General features: G+C 65.5%; 15 protein-coding genes. 4 read left to right on the forward strand and 11 right to left on the reverse strand.

The window, feature by feature from the left end; translation table 11 throughout:
* Together treZ and treY are read right to left on the reverse strand one after the other, a co-directional pair.
* Nucleotides 1-1,779, reverse strand: coding sequence for a malto-oligosyltrehalose trehalohydrolase (gene treZ, locus F791_RS0100290; RefSeq protein ID WP_018993628.1), 1,779 nt, complete (start codon nt 1,777-1,779; stop codon nt 1-3).
* The gene (treY, locus tag F791_RS0100295) at nt 1,776-4,436 is read right to left on the reverse strand and encodes a malto-oligosyltrehalose synthase (protein WP_018993627.1); all 2,661 of its coding nucleotides are present in this window, start codon (nt 4,434-4,436) and stop codon (nt 1,776-1,778) included. Before treY ends, treZ begins: the two co-directional genes overlap by 4 nt.
* Nucleotides 4,437-4,766: 330 nt before the next feature.
* On the opposite strand from treY, the gene F791_RS0100300 reads away from it, so the two are divergent.
* The gene (locus F791_RS0100300) at nt 4,767-5,249 is read left to right on the forward strand and encodes a hypothetical protein (RefSeq protein ID WP_018993626.1); all 483 of its coding nucleotides are present in this window, start codon (nt 4,767-4,769) and stop codon (nt 5,247-5,249) included.
* A complete protein-coding gene (locus tag F791_RS0100305) occupies nt 5,242-6,240 on the forward strand; it encodes a phosphotransferase (RefSeq protein ID WP_018993625.1) in 999 nt (332 codons plus the stop codon). The genes F791_RS0100300 and F791_RS0100305 overlap by 8 nt, the downstream gene beginning before the upstream one ends.
* 42 nt (nt 6,241-6,282) lie before the next feature.
* Here the strand turns inward: F791_RS0100305 and ettA are convergent, their stop codons facing one another.
* The 3 genes from ettA to F791_RS0100320 all read right to left on the reverse strand — a co-directional run bounded on the left by ettA (nt 6,283) and on the right by F791_RS0100320 (nt 9,722).
* Nucleotides 6,283-7,950, reverse strand: coding sequence for an energy-dependent translational throttle protein EttA (gene ettA / locus F791_RS0100310; protein ID WP_018174432.1), 1,668 nt, complete (start codon nt 7,948-7,950; stop codon nt 6,283-6,285).
* A 202-nt stretch (nt 7,951-8,152) separates the two neighbouring features.
* Complete coding sequence (gene ycaC, locus F791_RS0100315) at nt 8,153-8,779, reverse strand: isochorismate family cysteine hydrolase YcaC (protein WP_018174436.1); 627 nt, start codon at nt 8,777-8,779, stop codon at nt 8,153-8,155.
* Between the two features lie 70 nt (nt 8,780-8,849).
* On the reverse strand, nt 8,850-9,722 hold the full coding sequence (locus F791_RS0100320) for a pirin family protein (RefSeq protein ID WP_018993624.1): 873 nt from the start codon (nt 9,720-9,722) through the stop codon (nt 8,850-8,852).
* A gap of 109 nt (nt 9,723-9,831) precedes the next feature.
* Between F791_RS0100320 and F791_RS0100325 the strand changes: the two genes are divergently transcribed.
* A complete protein-coding gene (locus tag F791_RS0100325; RefSeq protein WP_018138828.1) occupies nt 9,832-10,743 on the forward strand; it encodes a LysR family transcriptional regulator in 912 nt (303 codons plus the stop codon).
* 499 nt (nt 10,744-11,242) lie between these two features.
* Here the strand turns inward: F791_RS0100325 and F791_RS0100330 are convergent, their stop codons facing one another.
* Nucleotides 11,243-11,968 carry a helix-turn-helix domain-containing protein gene (locus tag F791_RS0100330; RefSeq protein ID WP_018138827.1) on the reverse strand — a complete coding sequence of 242 codons (726 nt, stop codon included), beginning with the start codon at nt 11,966-11,968 and terminating at the stop codon, nt 11,243-11,245.
* Between the two features lie 297 nt (nt 11,969-12,265).
* Between F791_RS0100330 and F791_RS0100335 the strand changes: the two genes are divergently transcribed.
* Nucleotides 12,266-12,835, forward strand: a complete 570-nt coding sequence (locus F791_RS0100335; protein ID WP_018864172.1) for a cupin domain-containing protein — start codon at nt 12,266-12,268, stop codon at nt 12,833-12,835.
* 83 nt (nt 12,836-12,918) lie between these two features.
* Here the strand turns inward: F791_RS0100335 and F791_RS0100340 are convergent, their stop codons facing one another.
* The 5 genes from F791_RS0100340 to F791_RS0100360 form a co-directional block, all read right to left on the reverse strand.
* Complete coding sequence (locus F791_RS0100340; protein ID WP_018174440.1) at nt 12,919-13,245, reverse strand: P-II family nitrogen regulator; 327 nt, start codon at nt 13,243-13,245, stop codon at nt 12,919-12,921.
* The gene (locus F791_RS0100345) at nt 13,242-16,376 is read right to left on the reverse strand and encodes a DUF2309 domain-containing protein (protein ID WP_019592030.1); all 3,135 of its coding nucleotides are present in this window, start codon (nt 16,374-16,376) and stop codon (nt 13,242-13,244) included. Before F791_RS0100345 ends, F791_RS0100340 begins: the two co-directional genes overlap by 4 nt.
* Nucleotides 16,373-17,125 carry a hypothetical protein gene (locus F791_RS0100350; RefSeq protein WP_018993620.1) on the reverse strand — a complete coding sequence of 251 codons (753 nt, stop codon included), beginning with the start codon at nt 17,123-17,125 and terminating at the stop codon, nt 16,373-16,375. The genes F791_RS0100345 and F791_RS0100350 overlap by 4 nt, the downstream gene beginning before the upstream one ends.
* A 1-nt stretch (nt 17,126) precedes the next feature.
* Nucleotides 17,127-18,809: an NADH-quinone oxidoreductase subunit L gene (locus F791_RS0100355; protein WP_018993619.1), complete on the reverse strand. Its 1,683-nt coding sequence runs from the start codon at nt 18,807-18,809 to the stop codon at nt 17,127-17,129.
* A 231-nt stretch (nt 18,810-19,040) separates the two neighbouring features.
* The gene (locus F791_RS0100360) at nt 19,041-21,749 is read right to left on the reverse strand and encodes a cation-transporting P-type ATPase (RefSeq protein WP_018993618.1); all 2,709 of its coding nucleotides are present in this window, start codon (nt 21,747-21,749) and stop codon (nt 19,041-19,043) included.
* Nucleotides 21,750-21,894: the final 145 nt, after the last annotated feature.

A 21,894-nucleotide genomic window follows, 5' to 3' on the forward strand; every position in this document is an offset into this window, starting at 1 on the left:
TCACTCCCTCGACATGGGATGTTGGCAAGACATACCGGGCGGATCGCCCGGTTCCATAATCACGACGGAGGCGCCGGGCAGGTCCAGGTTCTCCTGCCCGATCACGATCTCCGCTTCGGATCGCAGCAGCAGGCGTGATCGTGCGGTCCCGGGGCATGCCAGGCGTTGCGCATCGGGGTGCAGGTTGCACGCGACCAGCAGTCCCGGCCGGTGCATCACGAACCATCGGGCTGTCTCGTCGAAGTATGCGTCGATGGCATCCAGGCGATCATCGCTGAAGGCCGGGTGGGTGCGGCGCAGGGCGATCAGCGCCTGGTACCAGCGCAGGATCGCGGCATGTCGCGGCTGTTCGCGTTCGTCCCAGTCCAGTCTCGATCGTTCGAAGGTCTCGCGGGCCTGCGGGTCCGGGATGTCGCCCGGATCCCCGACGAAGGCGGCGAACTCGCGCCGCCGACCCTCGGTGACTGCCTGGCCCAGTTCCGGGTCGGTGTGATCCGTGAAGTACAGAAAGTGGCTCGAGGCGCCCCATTCTTCGCCCTGGAACAGCATTGGTACGAAGGGGCTGGTCATGACCAGGGCCGCTCCGACCTTGAGCAGGCCGGGGGAGACCAGTTCGCTGATGCGTTCTCCGTTGGCGCGGTTGCCGATCTGGTCGTGGTTCTGCAGGCAACCGACGAAGCGCCGTCCCGGCTGGTCCGCCGCGGGGCGGCCGTGCCGCCGGCGGCGGAAGGGCGAATAGCGGCCGTCGTTGGCGAGGCCGCGGGTCAGCACCCGGGCCAGGTCGGCCAGCCCGCGAAAGTCCATGTAGTAGCCGTCGGACTCGCCGGTCAGTGCGGTGTGCAGCGCGTGATGGAAATCCTCGTTCCACTGGGCGTCCAGCCCGTAGCCGCCGGCCTCGACCGGCCACGCCACGCGCGGGTCGTTGCGGTCGTTCTCGGCGATCACCACCAGGTGCCGGCCGAGCTGCCGCCCGAGGCGCTGCACCTCGCCGGCGAGCTGCTCGAGGAAATGGGTGGCCGAGGTGTCGACGATCGCGTGCACCGCGTCGATGCGCAGGCCGTCGATGTGATAGTCGCGCAGCCACATCAGGGCATTGTCGATGAAGAACCGGCGCACGCTGTCGCTGTCCGCGCCGTCGAGGTTGACCGCGTCGCCCCACGGGGTGTGGTAGCGGTCGGTGAAGTAGGGGCTGAACTGCGCCAGGTAGTTGCCGTCCGGCCCGAGGTGGTTATAGACCACGTCCAGCAGCACCGCGATGCCGCGGCGGTGGCAGGCGTCGACCAGGCGTTTCAGGCCGTCGGGACCCCCGTAGGCATGGTGCGGGGCATACAGGTCGACCCCGTCGTAGCCCCAGCCGCGGGCGCCGGGAAACGCGGCCACCGGCATCAGCTCCAGGTGGGTGATGCCGAGTTCGGCCAGATGGCCGAGGCGGTCGATCACGCCGTCGAAGCTGCCCTCCGGGGTGAAGGTGCCGACGTGGATCTCCTGGATCACCGCCGCGGCCAGCGGCGGCGCCTGCCAGCCGGCATCGTTCCAGACGAAGCGGGAATGGTCCAGCCAGCGCGACGGGCCGTGCACCCCCTGCGGCTGCCAGGCGGAACGCGGGTCGGGGAACGGCCCGTTGCCGTCGACGCGAAAGGCGTAGTCGCTGCCATGCACCAGCCGCGAGGTCTGCAGCGACCACCAGCCCTCGCCCTGGCGGTCCATCGGCATGCGGCTGCCGCCGCACTCGAGCTCGACCTGGTTCGCCTGCGGGGCCCAGACGCGCACGCGGGTCATGCGGTCTCTTCCTCGCGTTCGAGCAGTGCCACCGGAAACGCATCGAGGAGCTCGGCCACCAACCGGTCGCCGCCCTCGAAGGTCTCGCCCGAGAGGCGGTTGTGCCAGACGCCGGGCGGCAGCCCGAGCCGGGTGTCGCGCCAGTCGCCCCCCAGCCCGAGCACCAGGCGCGGCACCAGCACCAGCGCGCCTTCCCCGCGCAGGTAGGCCACTGCATGCCCGGCGCGCTCGCCGGTGACCCGCAGCGGGGTGTAGGCCGCATCCGGCCGGAACCATTCCGGATGGCGGTGGCGCAGGGTCAGCGCCTGGTGCACCACCCACTGCTTGGGCAGGCCCTCGTCGGCACGGGCACTGATCTGCGCCGGGGTCAGGTGACCGAGTTCCTCCAGCAGTCGGGCCCGGGTCACGAAGTCCACCGGGCGGCGGTTGTCCGGATCGACCAGGCTCAGGTCCCACAGCTCACTGCCCTGGTAGAGGTCCGGAACCCCTGGCGCGGTGAGCTTGATCAGGGTCTGCGCCAGGCTGTTGGTGCGACCGGGGCCGATCAGCGGTTGCAGGAACGACTCCAGCGCGTTGCGAAATCCTGCATCCTCCAGCGTCCCGCTCACGAAGTCGCGCAATGCCTGCTCGTAGTCCTCTTGGGGGTGGGTCCAGCTGCTGTACTGCTTGGCCTCGCGCGCGGCCTTTTCCATGTAGGCGGTCATGCGCTGGGCATCAATCGGCCAGGCGCCGACCAGCGTCTGGTAGTACAGGTATTCGGTGGCCGGTTCCGGCCAATCGCCGCTGCGGTAGCGGGCGTTGTGTCGCATCCAGCTGCGCGTGGCTTTTGCCCACGCATCCGGGATCTCGGAGAGCAGCACCAGGCGCGCGCGCACGTCTTCACTGCGTTTGGTGTCGTGGGTGGAGGTGGTAAGCATGGTCTCCGGGTGACGCGCGTGTACCAGGGCGCAGGCCTCGTGGAATGCATCGACCGATATGCCGAAACGTTCCGGGTCGCCACCGACCTCGTTGAGCGCCGTCAGGCGGTGGAAGCGGTACAGCGCGGTGTCCTCGACCCCCTTGGCCATCGCCGGCCCGGTCAACTGCTGGAAGCGCAGGGCGAGTTCGTTCTCGCGCTCGCCGGGGATGCGCAGCAGGAGCAGGTCGCGCAGGAACTGCAGCAGCTCGCTGTCCAGCTCCGGACGGCGTTCGCCCGCCTGGTGGATCGCGGCGTCTACATAGTCGACGTCGGTCGCCGCCACTGAGCCTTCACGCGGGCTCACGTAGGTGCGGTAGACGGGGAAGCAGGAGGCTGTCTCCAGCAGGGCCAGGTGCAGCTCGTGGCGCGTATAGTCGCGGTGTCGGCGGTGCAGTTCGCAGATGTCCACGAACAGCGAACTCAGCCGGTTCAGCTCGCTGCCGAGCAGGTCCTTCAGTACCTGCCGCTTGGACTCGTAGACCAGCCCGGCGTAGTCGGCGTGCTCGCCGGTGAGTTCCTCGAACAGCCGCGTCAGCGGGGCCTCGCCCGCCGGGTCCACGAACAGCCCCTGTACGCGGTTGAGAAAGTCGTAGCCGGTGGTGCCGGCGATCGGCCAGTCTCCGGGCAGCTGTTCGCCGGGCTCGAGGATCTTTTCGGCGACGATCCAGGCGCCCGGGCAGGCCCGGCTCAGCTGACTGAAGTACTGCCCCGGGTCGCGCATGCCGTCGGGGTGGTCGATCCGCAGGCCATGCACCGAGCCTTCCTCTACCCAGCGGAGCGGTAGTGCATGTACTGCCTCGAAGACCTCTTCCTGCTCCTGGCGCAGGCCGGCCAGGTCGTTGATGTCGAAGAACCGCCGATAACCGAGATCGCGTCCGGCGGTACGCCACCAGGCCAGGCGGTAGTTCTGTTTCTCGATCAGTGCATCCAGGGCATCGGGCCGCGTATTGATCTGGTCCACCTCGGCCTCGATGGCCGCAGCGGCCGCCGGATCCTGCCGGGTGGTGTTGTCGAGGAGTTGACGGATGACGTCCTGATCCCGATGGCGCCGAGACGCCGCGTCGCGGGCGGTCAGCCATGGCTGCGGCAGGCGCGCGCAAGACTCCGCGAGAAAGCCCAGCAATTCGATACCCGTGGCGCGGTACGCGCGGTGGAGCAGGTCGTTCAGCGAGGACGGGTCCAGCGGGAAGCGGTGTTCGTGACAGGCGAGCTCGAACAGGCCGTCGCCATACTGGAGACGGATCTCGCCAGCCTCCAGGATGCGCCCGTAATGATCGCCCAGCACCGGCAGGAGCACCTTGTTCGGCCAGCGCTCCTCCGATGATTCCCAGTCCACATCGAAATACATCGCAAACGGGCTGGAGGGGCCATTCTCCAGTACATTCCACCACCACGGGTTCTGGGCTCCGGCCACCGCCATGTGGTTCGGTACGATGTCCAGCACCAGGCCCATACCGGCCTGCTCCAGTGCCGCGCACAGGCGCTGGCGCGCCGGCTCGCCGCCGAGCTCGTCGTTCACCCGCGAGGGGTCGACCACGTCATAGCCATGGGTGCTGCCGTGCACCGCCTGCAGGATCGGAGAAAGGTAGAGATGCGATACGCCCAGCCGGGCGAGGTAGGGGGTCACGCGCGCGGCATCATCCAGTGTGAAGCCGGCGTGCAACTGCAAGCGGCAGGTGGCGGTCCGTTCAGGCTGCACGGGCTGTTCTCCGGGACCGGTTCCGGCAAGGAGAAGCGCCGGGCCGGATTCCGGAACCACCCCTTATAGCGCTACCGAAGGATCTTCGCATCGCCCTCCGCCTCGAGGATCAACCAGCCTCCACTCTGAATATGGACCACATCGCGGTCGAAAGGAACGTATGTCCTGTGTGTTGCGCCCCCCGTTCCACTGGTACGGCCGCTGGCATGAGGACGAGGCGGGCAGAATTCGCTCCGGCATGCAGGTGCAAACGCATCAGCGCCAACCCCGGCTTGCCCGTTGGTACAACCCGGGATACTGTCGGGTTCGGATCAAGAGCAGGGGACACACATGAACCCGAATCGCATCAGGAGCCTGACGGCTGCCACCATTGTGTTCGCCGTGGCCGGCAGCGCCCACGCCGCGGGCACCGCGCAGCTCGAGCTGGATGGGCAGTCCCATGATCTCGACGTTCAGGTCTGTGATTTCTCAGGCGAGTCCGACGAAGGTGACCTGCAGACACTCGTTGGCGATGCCGAGACTGAAGATGGCCCGATGCGGGTGTTTGTCTCGCGCAATGAGGTCAGCGGCATGCTGATGCATACGGTCAGCGTGCAGATCGGGGATGTAATGTCGCCGGAGGGCGAGGTGCTGGAGGCCAACCGCAGCCGTTCCGGCGATCAGTGGTTCTCCGCTGCGGACGGTCCCTCCGAACCCCTGATCCGGATCGACGGCGCGGAACTGGTCGCCGAGGGGCTGTTTTCCGATACCGGGATGACGCGGGATCCAGTCGAGGGGCGCCTGACCGCGACCTGCAACGACCCGGGTGTCTGAGCCAGGCCGCGACGGATCGCAGGCGGCGGTCGCCGCTGCAGTATGCGCAGCCACGGGCGCCCGCCGCGCGATCCCCATCGAGCATGTCCAGACGCTCTGGAGCGGCTACGGCGAGATCGTCCGCTATCGTCTGGAGGGGGCGTCCGTTCCCACCGTTATCGCCAAGCACATTGTGTTTCCGGCCAATCGCCGCCACCCGCGCGGCTGGTCAGGGGCGCGGGGGCATGAGCGCAAGCGGCACTCCTATCAGGTCGAGATGCACTGGTATCGCGACTGGGCGGGGCGCTGCCGCGACGCCTGTCGTGTCCCGCGATGCCACCTCGCGCAGGACCTGGGCGATTCCCACCTGATTGTGCTGGAGGACCTGGATGCCGCCGGTTTTCCGCTTCGGCACGATGACCTGTCGGTGGAGCAGGCCGGCGTTTGCCTGGGATGGCTTGCGGCCTTTCACGCGACCTTTCTCGGTGCCAGGCCCTTGGGACTCTGGACTACGGGTACCTACTGGCACCTCGCGACCCGGCCGGACGAATGGGCGGCCATCGCTGATCCCCAACTGCGCGAAGCAGCCCCGAAGCTCGATCAGCGACTCAGTTCGGCGCGCTTTCAGACGCTGGTGCATGGCGATGCCAAGGTCGCGAACTTCTGTTTCAGCGAACGTGGCGATCGGGTGGCCGCGGTGGATTTCCAGTATGTCGGGGGTGGCTGCGGGATGAAGGACGTTGCGTACTTCATCGGCAGCTGTCTGGACGAGGCTGATCAGGAACGCTTCGAGAAGGAACTGCTGGAGGGGTATTTCGCTGCACTGCGCTCGGAGGTTGTCGCCACGCACGGAGGGGGTGTGGACCTGGACGCACTGGAGCAGGAATGGCGCGAGCTGTTCCTGCTGGCCCAGGCGGATTTCCAGCGTTTTCTGGCCGGCTGGAGTCCGGAGCACTGGAAACGCAACGACTACGCCGAGCGCGTGACGCGCAGTGTGTTGGAACGGCTGTAAGGCCAACCGTCCGGACGCGGAGAGCGCCCGGACGGGTTCGCGTCAGGAAGCGAGTCGCTTGTACTTGACCCGATGGGGCTGGTCGGCCTCAGCGCCCAGGCGCTTGTGGCGGTCTTCCTCGTATTCCTGGTAGTTGCCGTCGAAGAACACCACGTTGCCATCCTCCTCGAACGCGAGGATGTGCGTGGCGATGCGGTCGAGGAACCAGCGGTCATGCGAGATCACGATCGCGGAGCCGGGGAAGTCCAGCAGGGCCTCTTCCAGCGCGCGCAGGGTCTCGACGTCCAGATCGTTCGTCGGTTCGTCGAGCAGCAGGAAGTTGCCACCGCTCTGGAGCAGCTTGGCCAGGTGTACGCGGTTGCGTTCCCCGCCGGACAGCTCCTTCATGCGTTTCTGCTGGTCGGTGCCCTTGAAGTTGAAGCGGCCGACGTAGGCGCGTGACGGCATCTGGAAATTGCCGACCTGGATGATGTCCTGGCCGTTGGAGATCTCCTCCCAGACGGTTTTCTCGTCCTGCAGCGCGTCGCGGCTCTGGTCCACATAGGCCAGCTGCACGGTCTCGCCCAGTTCGATCGTGCCTTCGTCCGGCTGTTCCTGTTCGGCGATCATGCGGAACAGGGTGGTCTTGCCGACGCCGTTCGGGCCGATCACGCCGATCAGCGCGCCGCGTGGCACGGAGAACGACAGACCCTGGTAGAGCACGCGGTCGCCGAAGTTCTTGGACAGGCCGTCCACCTCCAGCACCTTGTCGCCCAGGCGCGGGCCTGGCGGGATGTAGATTTCCTTGGTCTCGGAGCGCTTCTGGTAGTCGGTGGAGGCGATCTCCTCGAAGCGCTTCAGGCGCGCCTTGCTCTTGGCGCCGCGGCCCTTCGGGTTGGAACGCACCCACTCGAGCTCCGACTCCATCGCCTTCACGCGGGCGGCCTCGGCCTTTTCTTCCTGCTTCAGGCGCTTTTCCTTCTGCTCCAGCCACTGCGAGTAGTTGCCCTGGAACGGAATGCCCTGGCCGCGGTCGAGCTCGAGAATCCAGCCGGCCACGTTGTCGAGGAAGTAACGGTCATGGGTGACCGCGACCACGGTGCCCTGGAACTCCTGCAGGAAGCGTTCCAGCCAGGCCACGGATTCGGCGTCCAGGTGGTTGGTCGGCTCGTCGAGGATCAGCATGTCCGGGCTGGACAGCAGCAGGCGGCACAGGGCCACGCGGCGGCGTTCCCCCCCGGACAGGGTCTTCACGTCCGCATCCCACGGCGGCAGGCGCAGGGCGTCTGCGGCGACCTCCAGCTTGCGCTCGAGGTTGTGGCCGTCGGCCGCTTCGATCTTCGCCTCCAGCTCGCCCTGCTTGGCGGCCAGGGCATCGAAGTCGGCATCGGCCTCGGCATAGGCGGCATACACCTGATCCAGCTCGGCCAGCGCCTCCTTGATCGGGGCCACGGCCTCCTCGACATTGCCGCGCACGTCCTTGCTCTCGTCGAGCTGCGGCTCCTGCGGCAGGTAGCCGATATTGATGCCCGGCTGCGGCCGCGCCTCGCCGACGATCTCGGTGTCCACGCCCGCCATGATGCGCAGCAGTGTGGATTTCCCCGCACCGTTGTAACCCAGCACGCCGATCTTGGCGCCCGGGAAGAAGTTCAGGTTGATGTCCTTGAGGATGTACTTCTTCGGCGGGACGATCTTGCCCACACCGTTCATCGTGAAGATGTACTGCGCCATGATGCTCCTGCGACCAATGCGGTTTGAATGAGGGACAGGCCCTTTACGGCCCTTTCTGGGCCCGCACTTTACCATCCCGGCAATCCGGAGGCGCATGTCCCCGGTGATCCCGGAGCTTGTGAACGCCTCCAGGGCGTCAGGTCGTGATGAAAACGGCAAAGGGCGGGCGCCGCGATGGCCGCCCGCCCCGATAGCTCATGGCTCAGGCGTTACGTGCGAAGTAGCTGGTCATCAGGTTGCGGTAGTTGGGGATGTGCTCGGAGAGCAGCGATCCCAGGCCTTCGACATCATTGCGCCAGTCGCGGTGCAGTTCGCAGGCCATCGCAAACCAGCCCATCAGCTGGACGCCGGCGGCCTCCATGCGGGACCAGGCGGAATCGCGGGTGGTCTTGTTGAAGGTGCCCGAGGCGTCGGTCACCACGAACACGTCGTAGCCCTCCTCGATGGCGGACAGCGCAGGGAAGGCCACGCACACCTCCGTGACGACACCGGCGATGATTAGCTGCTTCTTGCCGGTGGCCTTCACGGCAGCCAGGAATTCCTCGTTGTCCCAGGCGTTGATGTTGCCCGGACGCGCGATATAGGGGGCGTCGGGGAACATCTCCTTCAGTTCCGGCACCAGTGGTCCATTGGGGCCGGCCTCGAAGCTGGTGGTCAGGATGGTGGGCAACCCGAAGTACCGGCCGCAGGCCGCCGTGGCCAGCACGTTGTTCTTGAATTCGCTGGGTTCGAAGTCCTGGACCAGCGAGATCAGACCGGACTGGTGATCGACCAGCAGCAGCGCGGCATCGTCCTTGTCGAGGCGGCGGTAGGTGTAGTCGTGATTCATGTCGTTCTCCTTGTGAAGGCCTGCCGGGCAGGCATGAAAGTCCGCGACGCGGGTGCGCCGCGGGGTGGGGTCAAGTGGATGGGGCGGAGTGCTGCAGGCGGCCCTCGCGATAGTCGCGGATGGCCTGGCGGATCTCCTCCGGCGTATTCATGACGAAGGGCCCCTGGCCGACGACGGGCTCGTCGATGGGTTCGCCGGACAGGACCAGTACGGTGGCCTCGTTGTTGGATTCGACGATCACCCCCTCGTGCTCCGCGCTCAGCATCACCAGCTGGCCGCCGCGCGCGATCTCGCTGCCGTTCACCTGAACGGTGCCGTGCAGTACCACCAGCATGGAGTTCCAGCCGTGCGGCAGGTCCAGGCGGACCTCGCCGTCGCGCTCCAGGCGCAGGTCCCATACCTGCATCGGGCTGAAGGTGCGGGCCGGCCCTCGCTGCCCGGCATACTCGCCGGCAATGACTCGCAGCCGCCCCGCGGCGTCCGGCAGTGCGATCTCCGGGATGTCGGTGACGCCCAGGTGCTGATAGCCCGGTGCCGTCATCTTGTATCGGGACGGCAGGTTGACCCAGAGCTGCACCATCTCCAGCCGCCCGCCGGTGCGGGTGAAGCGCCGGGAATGGAACTCCTCGTGCAGGATGCCGGCACCGGCGGTCATCCACTGCACGTCGCCCGGTCCGATAATGCCGCCGGCCCCGGTGGAGTCGGCATGCTCTACCTCGCCATCCAGCACGATGGTGACGGTCTCGAACCCCCGGTGCGGATGTTCTCCGACGCCGCGCGGCCGGGCCGCGGGTTCGAAATCCATGGGGCCGGCATGGTCGAGCAACAGGAACGGGCTCACGTGGCGGCCGTGAGTCTGGTAGGAAAACAGCGAACGCACGGGAAAGCCGTTGCCGACCCAGTGGCGGGGTGGGGCGCTGTATGTACCCAGGATGGTCTTCATGTCGTCCTCCTCGAAAGGCCGTGGTTGGTGGCCTGACGAGAATCCTGGCAGCAGGACGGTGGCGCGGGTAGTGCCGGAAAATTACACTCACCGTTCCATAATCGGAACGATGAAGATGCAGGACCTCAACGATCTCTACTATTTCGCCCGCGTGGTCGAGCACGGCGGGTTTGCCCCCGCTGCACGGGCACTGGGCGAGCCCAAGTCCAAGCTCAGTCGCCGGATCGCGGCGCTGGAAGAACGCCTGGGGGTGCGCCTGTTGCATCGCTCCACCCGGCAGGTCGGCGTCACCGAGATCGGGCGCGTCTACCATGGCTTCTGCAAGGCCATGCTGGTGCAGGCGGAGGCCGCGCAGGACGCCATCGACGGCCTGCGCGACGAGCCCTGTGGCACGGTCAAGCTGAGCTGTCCGGTCGCGCTGCTGGATGCCCGGGTGGCGACCATGCTGGCGGAATACCAGCGCCGTTACCCGCGGGTGCAGCTGCACCTGGACGCGACCAACCGCCGCGTGGACGTCATCGAGGAAGGTTTCGATATCGCCATCCGCGTGGAGCCGCCGCCGCTGGAGGACAGCGAGCTTGTCCTGCGCGTCCTGGCCGACCGGGCCCAGCGGCTGGTGGCGAGCCCGGACCTGCTCCAGCGCGAGGGCTCGCCGCAGGTGCCCGCGGATCTCGCAGACCTCCCCAGCCTCGCACTGAGCCGGCCGCAGGCACGCTATCAGTGGCATCTTGTCGGGCCCGACGGTGGCGAGGCCTGGATTGCCCACCAGCCGCGGCTGGTCACGCGCAGCATGACGGCCCTGCGGATTGCCGCCTGCCACGGGGTCGGTATCGTGCAGTTGCCGACCATGATGATGACCACGGAGCTGGAGGATGGCCGTCTGCTGCCGGTGCTGGACGGCTGGGCCCCGCCGCGCGAGATCGTGCATGCGGTGTTCCCGTCGCGGCGCGGTCAGCTGCCGGCCGTGCGTGGCCTGATCGATCATCTGGCCGAAGGCTTTGCCGCTCTCGACGAGGATTGAGGTCCACAGACCGGTCAAGCCATCGTGCGAGCGGCTGTATCGTTCGCTTGTCGCGAGTTATCAGTGCATGGGGTTACCGCCTGGCTGGCAGGCGCGATGCGGCTGAAACGGCCCGGTAGTATCCCTGTTGGTGGGGGTTGAAGCCGCGCCGGCGCAGCTCTGTTTTCTCGAGCCCGACTAGTGTTTCGGGGATCGCAGCGATGATCATGATCAGTATTCGGCCGTTGTCGATAAGGCTCCGGATCCTGGGCACGCTGTCGATGGCTCCGCGTGCGTGTGCGAACGCGGCTCGGTGAGGGTCAGCGGGCAATTGGGTCGGAGTGGGGCAAGCCGTTGCAAAGTACGGTCTGCGCGGGCAAGCCAATCGCGGCCCGTGCTGGGCGTCCCGTTGGGGCCAACCGCTGAGCGAGACATGCTGAAGACTGCCAGCTTTGCGATGGAATACTGGTGGCGACAGCCCGACGGGAATTCGGTAGAGGGACGAGGTCTGGACCGCTGGTCAGTGTTTCAGGTTCATCCCGGTGGTGGCGTCAGGGGCCGTTCTTGTGGGGGGCGACCTTGCCGCCTGTTCGGCAATGACTGACAGCTTCATCCAGCGCCCGATGCTGCGTTCCAGCTCCAGTCTTCCGAGAACCCGAATATCCCTGCGTTCGATGGCCGGCGCGAGGGGGCGCTGGCCGATCCAGACCGGGCCCAGCACCCGCACGGTTGTGGCGATGTACAGGTCGACCTCGAATCCGGGGTCGGACTGGCAGAGGTCGACATCATCGTCTTCGATCAGTAGCCACCAGCGTCGAAGTTCGGGCGGCGCGTCGCTGTAGTCGAACTGGACGACGGTCCGCCCCGAGGGAAGAGCCGCGGTATCGATGCGCCGGCGCATGTCCCACATGAGTACGCCTGCGTCCCAGTCGGGGCCGTCGGCTGCGCTTTCCACCCAGCGCCGCCCCCACAGGCCCATCGAGATGATCACCGGGCCCAGGGCCTCGCCGGCCTCCGTCAGGCGATAGTCCGCGTGTTCTCGGACTACGACGCCGCTCGCAATCAGGTCCCGCAGACGGCGGGCCAGCAGCGCACGCGACATCAGCGGCACGCCGCGATGGATCTCGTTGAAACCTGAGGACCCACTGATCAACTCACGCAGAACCAGCGGGGTCCAGCGCGTTGTCAGGATCTCCGCCGCCTTTGCCACAGGGCAGAACTGACTGTATCCCGTTCGGTCGGTCATGGCGCTTCTCCGCAGCCATTTTCCCAATTATGGCTCCGCCACCGGGTGTTTTCCGGTTCATTTTCTGAACTAGCGGGGTGGGCCTCTGCTTCGCAATGCTGATGTCACGGCCTGCCTTGTCTTGCCGTAACCCATCGCAGCCCAAACCAAGGGGAGCCGATGATGACACTCACATGCGAATCGATCGCCAGTCGAGTCCTTCCACATCAAGCCGCACGGAGTGCGTGTGCGACATACGGCGCCGAGGGTGCCGCTGTCGGGGAGTGCTCGCCCCAAACAGACCCAAAGGAGAATGTCATGAACAATCCCGGATTCCTTGCCAGGACCAGAGCCGCCATATCCCTCACGGCGTTTACGCTGCTGGTGCTCCTGGCCACGCCACTGGCACACGCGGACCCCGATCCGATCACGGCCAAGCCATTGACCGAACGTCACGCCTTTAGCGGCGAAGTCTCGATGCAGATCACGCAGGAGCTCGACGGTTTGCCCAGGAAGACCTTCGACATTGAAGACGCATCGAATGTCAGCGTATTCGAGTTCACCATCCAGCCGGGGGCCGTGTTTCCCTGGCATACCCATCCGGGGACGGTACTCATCATGGTCACGGAAGGTGAATTCGTATTCATGTTCGCGGAGGACTGTGTAAGGCGCGAGCTTGAACCCGGCATGGCCCTGGTCGATCCCGGGGACAGTGTGCACACGGCCTATAATCCCAGCCGGGATGAACCCACGGTGGTCATTGCCACGCTGCTTGGGGTCCCGGGAGAGGGTCCGCTGACGATGCCCGTCGACGCGGACGACAACTCTGCACTGGACGAGAAGTGCGGCATTGAGCGCACGGGCGAAAACCGGCTCCATGGGCACTGAGGAGGTGATGTTCGGCTACCACGGTCGTGAGGGGGCGTCCGTGGTGGTCGCCGACCCGTGTGCTCAAGGCAAGGCGCTCGATCTCAGCCCTTGAACTTCACCAGGCGGCTGACCTGGATGTCGGAGATGAAGACGACACCACTGTGCTGGTTGAAGAAGGGCGTGAACCCTTCGAGGATCGGCTCGACCAGTTCTTCGGGGATCGCCGCGATGATCATGATCAGGACTTCGTCCTCGTTGAACATCAGGTGCCCCGAGTGGAAGCCCTGGCTACCCTTGCCGGAGAGATTGCCGATGATGGTGTAGCCCTTGACGCCCGCCCGATCCAGCAGATCGGTGGCAAACGCCTGGTGTTCGCCTTCGAGAATGATCTCGATCTTCTTCAGTGATTTGAGATTCAGGTCGTTCATGCGCGGTTTTCCTCCACGGCAGGTCGGTCGGCCGCATCTTGTGTGGAACGGGGCGGGGGTTCCTCGCGCCAGTCGCCGTCGACGAATCGGTACAGCCGGTCGGTTTCCGGGTCGAGGATGACGCACAGTACCCAGCCATTCGCAATCAGGCTCCGGACCTTGGGCACGTTTTCAATGGCCCGGCGCGCATGGGAGAGCGGGGCCTCGATCAGGGCCAGCAACCGGATCGGGTCGTGGTAGGGCAGCCCGTCGTAGAGTACGGTCTGGGCGGGCAGGCCGGTGCGCAGGTCCGAGAGGTTGCCGGTCATGACCCCGACGCGACAGGCGACGTTATGGTAGGCCTTGCTGCCGGAGCCGTAGCGTTCGTTGTCGACCGCCGAGAAATAGTGCTCCATGTTGATCCACTGGGCGACGATCAGCGGGCCGGTCAGAATGCTTTCCAGCAGTCGGCCTTTGGGGTCGACGCGATAGTCGTAGGAATGCAGGAACGTGCGGCCCTGCAGGTCGCTCGCCGCGGTCAGGTGTCGCCGGCCGATGATGAAGCCCGCATTGCGTGCCAGACCCCATTCGGGGCGCACCTGGGCCCAGTCGACCGTGTTGCGTCGTGCCCGCCGAGCGGCCGTTATGGTATCGGGGGCGTCCTCGAGATCCGGTTCCAGGGTCTGCAGCCGCTCGCGTGCCGTTCGGCGCGTGGCGGCGCGCAGGCCGTTGCGCAGGCGCTCGAGATAGACCAGGTGGCTGGCCGGCAGCAGGTCGAGGTCATGCAGCCGGATCTCGTCGGATGTGGTGTTGTGCATGGCGGGCAGAAACCAGGCGTCATCGGGGATGTCGATGCCCTGGGTTCGCAGCCGCCGTCGAACCTCGGGCTTGTTGCCCATGTGTGCGAGCACTCGCGCGCTGACGATACCGTGGCTGCCGCCGCAGGCGCCGCAGTCCAGGGCCGATTCGTAGGGGTTGTTGTCCGACTGGCTGCCGTGCCCCGTGAGGATGATGAAACGCGAGAACTGTTCGGTCAGGCCGATGGAGCGGAGCGCCTGAGCGACAAAGTAGGCCTGCTCTTCGAGGGAAAAGCCGATTCGTCCCAGTCGCTCGAGCTGCATATGGGCATAGGAACGGTTGATCCGATAGTCGTTCCGCAAGGTCGCGATGAACTCCGACTCCGCACTCTCGCTCAGGCCGAATTCGCGGGCGAAGACGGTCTGTTCGCTGCTGTTTCCCATTGCCGTCTCGCGCAACTCGCGGATCATGGAGTCGGTGATCGCTTCGCGCTCGATGTCGAACTGCTGATGAATCGCCTGGACGATGATGACCCGCTGCTGGGCGCGAACCACCGAATCCGCCTGTTCACGGGTAAGTTTGTCGACCATCAGGCGGGTCGAGGGCTGGTCCGACTCGATCTTGTTGCGCCATCGGTGGTAGGCCGCCGGCGCGACGGTTTTGCCAATCATGTCGAATCCGAAGAGCAGACCAATGGCCTCGACGGTGAAATACGGCGACAGCACGGAGTGCTTCAGGTCGTGCAGCAGGTATTCCGCCGAGGAGTACAGGTCCAGGTCCAGCTGCTCGGCGCCCGTGGTCACCTCCAGCACGAGGTTTTTCGGCGTGACCACGACCGGGCAGAGGTGATCCTCGCTGCCCTTGCCGAGCGCGATGAAGCTCACTGGTACCCCGAAGAAGCCGGCAATGCCGTAGGTCTGGTAGTCGCCGATGGTCTCGAGTTGACGCCGGACACGTTCGGAACGCACGTCGATGCAAAACAGCAGCTGCGCGAACGGGCGTTTTTCGCGCGGTGCGGGCGGGTCGAGTCGCAGGCCGGACAGAACGCTGCGGCGGTAGGTCGCCTCCATGGCCTCCAGCCAGACCATACCCTCGTGCCGCTCGAACTCGCCCAGCTGTTCCAGCACGGCGGCAAGCGGTCCGCGCTCGAGCCCGTCAAACAGCGCGGGATTCCCGGCGAGCGACGCCAGGGCGTGAAGCGCGCGGGCCTGGTCGCGGCTTTCCGCGCGGCGTTTGGCCGGCAGGTAATGGTCCAGTTGCCGGGCGATCTCGGCCGGCCTGCCACGCGCGATGACGTCTTCGACAAGCTCGGCCTGAGTCGGCAGTACGGCTCCGGTGAACAGTTCGTGGCGCAGGTAGGCCTCGCCGGGCCGCTCGGTCAGGAAGGCCTCGAGCGCCTTGCGGTCACCGGGCAACTTGTGCCGACGGCCATGTTCGCGGATCAGCGACAGCGCGAGCACCAGGCGGATGGCCAGGAAATCAATCAGGTCGGCCGGATGTTCGCGTGCCCAGTGATAGTGGCTTGCCGTCGAGCGCCAGCGGATGAAGCCGGCCCAGCCGTGCAGGCGAGTCAGTTCGTGCACGATCAGATCGGGCCAGGCCTCTTCGGGGATCCCGATCGCGTCCAGGACATGGGCGATGATCGCCTCGGGACTGTCACACTCCGCCAGGATTTTGTGAGTGTGCTTACCGCGCAGGAACAGGCGCGGATGGTGATGGACGACACTCTTCCACGCGGCGAACAGGCCTTGTTCGCGGCCGGGCATCTGCCATGCCGACTGACCTTCGTCGAAGTAGTCCAGGCAGATCCTGATCAGTTGTTCGTCCAGCGTGGCCCCGACACGTGTGCCGAACAGCGAATCGAGCGCCTCGTAGAGCGGCCGCATAGCCGGAAACGCGGCGTGCAGCCGTTTGGCGAGTATCCCGGTATCCGTCGCAGAGGGTGTGTGTTCGCGACCGTTCAGGGCGGCCGCCACGTCGTCGGCATCGGCGAGCGTGCGCGGCGTGATGACCGGATCATGGCATTCGGTCAGCAGCGTGCAGAGCAGGTCGAGCCCGCCGATCGCCCTAAGGGCCGGGTGGCTCTCAAGAGCGGCATCGACGCGCGCCTCGAGGGTGTCGCGGTCCACGCGGCCCTCGCGGAACAATCGCTGGTAGTCGGCTCGGGGCAGGAATCCCCGCCCGTGAAACAGCTCTTCACCGCGCCGGATCGCGTCCGGGAACGGCAAGTCCTCCAGCCCGTGAAGCGGGTTGTGATGGATGAAGGTGCGCATGGGCCAGAAGTTTGGAATCGGCTCGGCCGCCATGTGCACCATCGAGCGGATCTTGAGCTTGCGTCCGAGGGTCAGCTTCACGGGACACCTCCAGTCCACAGCAGTCCGGATACCACCAGCAATGCCACCAGTCCGGCGAAGGCCCATACCGATGTGGCCGGCAGGTCCTTGGCGATGTCACCACTGCGCGGGCCGAACACCGTTCCTTGCAGCAGTCGCGCCCCTGCCCAGCTCCACAGCAGCCAGGTCAGCAGGACCCCGAGGGCAACCCCGGGCGTGGCACCACCCAGCAGCGTCAGCAGAGCGAAGAAGCCGGGGAACAGTGGCAGGGCCATTGCGGAGAGCGTGGCTACCACGATCATGCCCGACAGGCGGGGGAGATCCCGCGCCAGTCCGCCATGCAGTCCGGTATAGGCGGTCTCCAGCCGTCGAACAAGCGCATCGCGTACCAGGAGCATCAGCAACGGGGCGGCTGTCATCGCGAGGGCGAAGCCGATTACGTCCGTTTCAGCCGGCAGCTGCAAGGCGAACAGCCACACCAGGGGCCAAGTGGAGCTGGCCAGCAAGGCCGCCCAGCGCCCGACGTCGCGGATGGTCAACAGGCGAAATGCGTACAAAATCGCACTCAGGGTCGCCCAGACGACAAGCACTCCAGCGAATGGTGCGATATCACCCCACAGGATCAGTGCCACGCCGAACTGCGGCCAGGCCACGAAAAGCGCCACCTGCACGTAGGTGTTGGTGATGCGCGCAGCCAGCGCATTGAACGCCAGGCTCATCGGGAACAGTGGCAGGAAGAATGCCGCGACGAGGATCAGCAGAGCGGACATCTCAACCCCACCTCAGCCAGAGATTCAGGCGCCGGGACAGCGCCAGCAGCGAGACCGTCATGCGAGTGTAGAGCTCGGCGACGTAGAACTCGCGGGAGAACAGCGAGTACAGCGTCAGCCAGGTGCGTCCATGTTCCCTGTCGACCCGCTGGCGGCGCACGTGGGTCAGATAGGCGCCCAGCCACCCGGCCACCATGACCAGCGCCAGCAGCGCGATCAGTACACCGAAGGTGATCTGATCGATGCCTGCCGCGGTATAAAGCGCTTCGCGGAACTCGGCATCCGGATACAGGAAGCCCTCGAAGCTGTGCCCGACAAAGCTGTAGCCGACCACGATCACCGCGAATGACAGGACGATCAGGGCCATCATGCGCAAGGGATTGCCGGTATCCAGCCGGTGCGTGGCGAACAGCACCTGGACGCCCGTGATCCAGCCAAAGAACAGGAGCACGATCGCGCCCTGTTTCTGGAAGAAGTCCGGGGCCACCCAGTAGTGTGCGAGCACCAGGATCACCAGCGGCACGATCAGCATCGCAGCCCCGATCAACAGCCATGGCAGTCGGGCCGGGGCCGACTTGCGTTCGACCAGAAAGTCGTAGAGCGGGTCGTTCGGCACGCCGTCGTGCTTGCGCGCGGCGCCAATTACCTTGCCGGCACCCAGGAACAGCGTGCCCTTGAACAGCCCGTGGGCAATCAGGTGGAAGATCGCCAGCGCGAACGCACCCGCACCGGTCTCCATGATCATGAAGCCCATCTGGCCCACGGTGGAATAGCCCAGCGACTTCTTGATGTCGTTCTGCGCGAGCATCAGCATCGAACCGAGTACCGCCGTGAACAGGCCCACGATGAACAGCAGATGCAGGACCTCGCTGCTGTGGACGAATACCGGCGCGAAGCGATTGATGATGATGCCGCCGGCGTTGACGATACCCGCGTGCATCAATGCCGAAACCGGTGTCGGTCCCTCCATGGAATAGGGCAGCCAGGTGTGCAGCGGGAACTGGGCGGATTTGGCAAAGGCCGCCAGCGCCACCAGGAAGGCCACGGTTCCGGCCACCGGCAGGTCCAGGAACGTACGGGCGTCCGGCGCCGCTTCGATCCGGGCGAACAGGGTGGGGAAGTCCAGCGCCCCGTAGGCCTGGAAGAGCACCATCGCGGCCAGTACCAGCGGCAGGTCACCCAGGCGATAGGTAATGAACGTCCAGAACGCGTAGCGCTGCGCGTTAACGGGTTCGGTGTTGTGCGCCAGCAGGAAATAGAGAAAGACGCCGATCAGATGCCAGGCCACCAGCAGGGTGATCAGATCGCCGGCCATGACCATCAGCAGGATCGAGCCGGTCATCAGATCCAGCAACATGAAAAAGCGCGCGTACCCCGGCTCCTCGATCATGTAGCGGATCGAATAGATGTGGACCACCAGGCTGATGCCGGCGACGACCAGCGCCATGATCGCGCTCAGCGGGTCGATCTGCAGACTGCCCCAGCCGCCGGCCATGACCGTCCATTGCGGACCTGTGTCTCTGGCGATGTAGGCGATCAGCTGGAAAGCGGCCACCAGCACGACGAGCAGGTTGATGCCCACGCTCAGCCGTGCGACCCGTTTGCCGAGTCGGGCACCGAACAGATGGACGAGTAATGCCGAGAGGAAGGGGAGGAGAGGGATCAGCCACTGCGTCTCGATCATTGTCTCGACCTTGGTTGGCGCTGTTGGCTGCCCGTCGGGGTGTTGACTTCGATGTACCGGATAATAGGTAAAGAAATATCCAAAAACACGCCGTCCGGATACAAAACAGGTGGGCCGATTGCAAACTCTGGCCCTTCATCACGGGAGGCGTACGCGGGCCCCGGCGGGCTGTCCGGCGTGAGCCAGTCGCGGACGGGGGCGGCCGCGACCGGTTGCCGGCTCGGGGCTCCTTTACTGGTGCGGGTTGAAGCCCCTGCGGCGCAACAGGGCCTTCTCGAGCTCCACCAGGGTAAAGAGGATCAGGCCGAACGCGAGGATGCGCAGCCACTCTTGCGGTCCGATGGCGGTGGTGCCGAACAGGAGTTGCAGTGGCGGGGCATAGGTAAAGAGGCTCTGGAGCACGACCAGGATCCCGATTGCGATCAGGGCCGGTCGGCTGGCGACGAGGCTTGCATGGCTGAGAGCGGGCGCCAGAAGAGAGCGGCTGGTAAGCATGAAGAACAGCTGCCCCATGACCAGGGTGTTGATGGCCACCGTACGGGCGAACTCGTGTTCGGCCCCCTGCTGCTCCAGCCACAGGAAGTGGCCAAAGGCACCGGCGACCAGCAGGGTGGACACGAAACTGACGCGCCAGAGCAGGAAGCCGGACAAGATAGGCGTATTGGGCGGGCGAGGAGGGCGTTGCATCACGCCCGGCTCGGTCGGTTCGAAGGCCAGCGCCAGGCCGAGGGTAACCGCACTGACCATGTTGACCCACAGGACCTGCACCGGGGTTAGCGGCAAGGTCAGACCCAGCAAAATGGCAGCGACGATCGTAAAGGCCAGTCCCCCGTTGCTGGGCAGCAGGAACATGATCGCCTTTTTCAGGTTGTCATAGACCGTGCGGCCTTCCTCGACCGCATTGGCGATAGAGACGAAGTTGTCGTCGGCCAGCACCATTGCGGAGGCCTCGCGTGCGGCCTCGGTACCCTTCAGCCCCATGGCCACGCCAACATCGGCGCGTTTGAGTGCAGGGGTGTCGTTTACGCCGTCACCGGTCATTGCCACCACGTCGCCGTGGCTCTGAATCGCGCGAACGAGCCGCAGCTTGTGCTCCGGTGTGGTGCGGGCAAATACGTCGACCCGCTGGACCATCGCCTGGAGGTCATCGTCCGAGGTGTCGTCCAGTTCGTGGCCGACCACGACACCGCCTTCGGTGCTGATGCCCAGTTCGTCGGCGATCGCCCGTGCGGTGACGCCGTGATCGCCGGTGATCATCTTCACGCGGATCCCGGCTCTCTGACAGTGAGCCACCGCTTCAATTGCCTCTTCTCGCGGAGGGTCGATGATTCCGCAGACAGCAACCAGGGTGAGGCCTCCGTTCTCGATGTCGCCGAACTCGAGTTCTCGGCAGTGCCTTTCCATGCGTTTGGTAGCGAGAGCGAGCAGGCGCTGACCGCGGGAGGCGACATCATCCATCCACTGCTGCCAGTGTTCGGTGTCCAGCGGCTCATCCTCATCGTCGGTGCGCTGGTGGCTGCACAGCGCCAGTACGCGTTCCGGCGCGCCCTTGAGGAAGAGGAAGGCGTGCCCCTCATGATCGTGGTGCAGGGTGGCCATGAACTTGTAGGATGATTCGAACGGGATCACGTCGTCGCGCACAAATTCCTTGTTCACGAGCTTCGGCTCCAGCCCGCCCTTCATCGCCGCGGTGATCAGGGCGCCTTCGGTCGGGTCGCCTTCCATGGTCCACTGGTCGCCCTTGAGATAGACCTCGGCGTCGTTGCACAGCAGGATGCCGCGCAAGGTCTCGGCCAGCAGGGGATCGGTCTCCGGATCGGCCTCCTGGCCGTCGCGGGTGACCCCGCCGTGCGGCTCGTAGCCCACCCCGCCCAGTTCGTACTCTGCCTGGGTGGTGATGATGCTCTTTACCGTCATCTCGTTACGGGTGAGGGTGCCGGTCTTGTCCGAGCAGATGGTGGTAACCGAGCCCAGGGTCTCGACCGCCGGCAGGCGGCGGATGATCGCGTGACGGGCAGCCATCCGCTGAACCCCGATCGCCAGGGTGATGGTCATGATCGCTGGCAGTCCCTCGGGAATCGCCGCAACGGCAAGGCTGGCTGCAGCGAGAAAGGTCTCTACCAGGTCGTAGTCGCGCACCCAGAAGCCGAATGCAAAGGTGAGTGCCGCCAGCACGCCAATCGCGACTGACAACCAGCGGCCAAACTGGGCGATCTGCTGAAGCAGCGGAGTGGTGACGCTCTCCACTTCGCCAAGCAGGGTGGAGATGCGGCCGATCTCGGTATTGGCGCCCGTGGCCACCACTACGCCGCGCCCCTGGCCGAAGGCGACCAGGGTCCCGGAGTAGGCCATGGACTGACGGTCGCCAAGATCGGCGTCGCTGTCCACGGGGTCGGTCTGTTTGTCGCTGGCGATCGACTCGCCGGTCAGCGTGGCCTCGTCGACCCGCATATTGTGCGCCCCGATCAAGCGCAGATCAGCCGGGACTCGGTCTCCGGCCTGCAGATAGACGATATCGCCGGGGACGAGCTTCTCGGCGGGGATGCTGCGGCGTTGCCCCTCCCGCAGGACTTGCGCCTGGGGCGAGAGCATCCCGCGGATGGCTTCGAGGGCCTTTTCGGCCTTGCCCTCCTGGATGTGGCCGATGGTGGCATTGATCAGCACCACCCCGAGGATTACGCCAGTATCCAGCCAGTGACCAAGGAGCGCTGTGCCAACGGCTGCGGCGATCAGTACGTAGATCAGTATGTTGTGAAACTGCCCCAGAAAGCGCATCAGCGGTCCACGGCGTGGCGGCTGGGGCAGCCGGTTGTACCCGTGTTTTTCCAGCCGCTGGTGGGCGGTTTCGCTATCCAGGCCGTCAGCGTTGGTGCCAAGGGCATCCAGGGTCTGGTCGACGCCCCGGCTGTGCCAGTCGCGGTCTGGTTCGCGATCGCTCATGTGTATCCCTGACGGATGGCGGCTGTGCATTGCTTCCGGTTGTCCTAATCATGCGCCGGGAAAGGCGATGTGTCAGGGCTTGTCGATGAACAGGCGCACTAGCGTGTGCCGAAGCATGGCCAAGTTGTATTTGAACAGATCCGCG

Source organism: Thioalkalivibrio sp. ALRh (assembly GCF_000381425.1).
In the GTDB taxonomy this organism is placed as follows: Bacteria; Pseudomonadota; Gammaproteobacteria; order Ectothiorhodospirales; family Ectothiorhodospiraceae; genus Thioalkalivibrio.

Excerpts from the sequence above, each read along its gene's own strand:
- F791_RS0100325 (WP_018138828.1), top strand. The coding sequence starts at position 9,832 with ATGAAGATGCAGGACCTCAACGATCTCTACTATTTCGCCCGCGTGGTC.
- F791_RS0100320 (WP_018993624.1), bottom strand. The coding sequence starts at position 9,722 with ATGAAGACCATCCTGGGTACATACAGCGCCCCACCCCGCCACTGGGTC.
- F791_RS0100330 (WP_018138827.1), bottom strand. The coding sequence starts at position 11,968 with ATGACCGACCGAACGGGATACAGTCAGTTCTGCCCTGTGGCAAAGGCG.
- treZ (WP_018993628.1), bottom strand. The coding sequence starts at position 1,779 with ATGACCCGCGTGCGCGTCTGGGCCCCGCAGGCGAACCAGGTCGAGCTC.
- ettA (WP_018174432.1), bottom strand. The coding sequence starts at position 7,950 with ATGGCGCAGTACATCTTCACGATGAACGGTGTGGGCAAGATCGTCCCG.
- ycaC (WP_018174436.1), bottom strand. The coding sequence starts at position 8,779 with ATGAATCACGACTACACCTACCGCCGCCTCGACAAGGACGATGCCGCG.
- F791_RS0100300 (WP_018993626.1), top strand. The coding sequence starts at position 4,767 with ATGAACCCGAATCGCATCAGGAGCCTGACGGCTGCCACCATTGTGTTC.
- F791_RS0100350 (WP_018993620.1), bottom strand. The coding sequence starts at position 17,125 with ATGTCCGCTCTGCTGATCCTCGTCGCGGCATTCTTCCTGCCACTGTTC.
- F791_RS0100335 (WP_018864172.1), top strand. The coding sequence starts at position 12,266 with ATGAACAATCCCGGATTCCTTGCCAGGACCAGAGCCGCCATATCCCTC.
- F791_RS0100355 (WP_018993619.1), bottom strand. The coding sequence starts at position 18,809 with ATGATCGAGACGCAGTGGCTGATCCCTCTCCTCCCCTTCCTCTCGGCA.
- F791_RS0100340 (WP_018174440.1), bottom strand. The coding sequence starts at position 13,245 with ATGAACGACCTGAATCTCAAATCACTGAAGAAGATCGAGATCATTCTC.
- F791_RS0100360 (WP_018993618.1), bottom strand. The coding sequence starts at position 21,749 with ATGAGCGATCGCGAACCAGACCGCGACTGGCACAGCCGGGGCGTCGAC.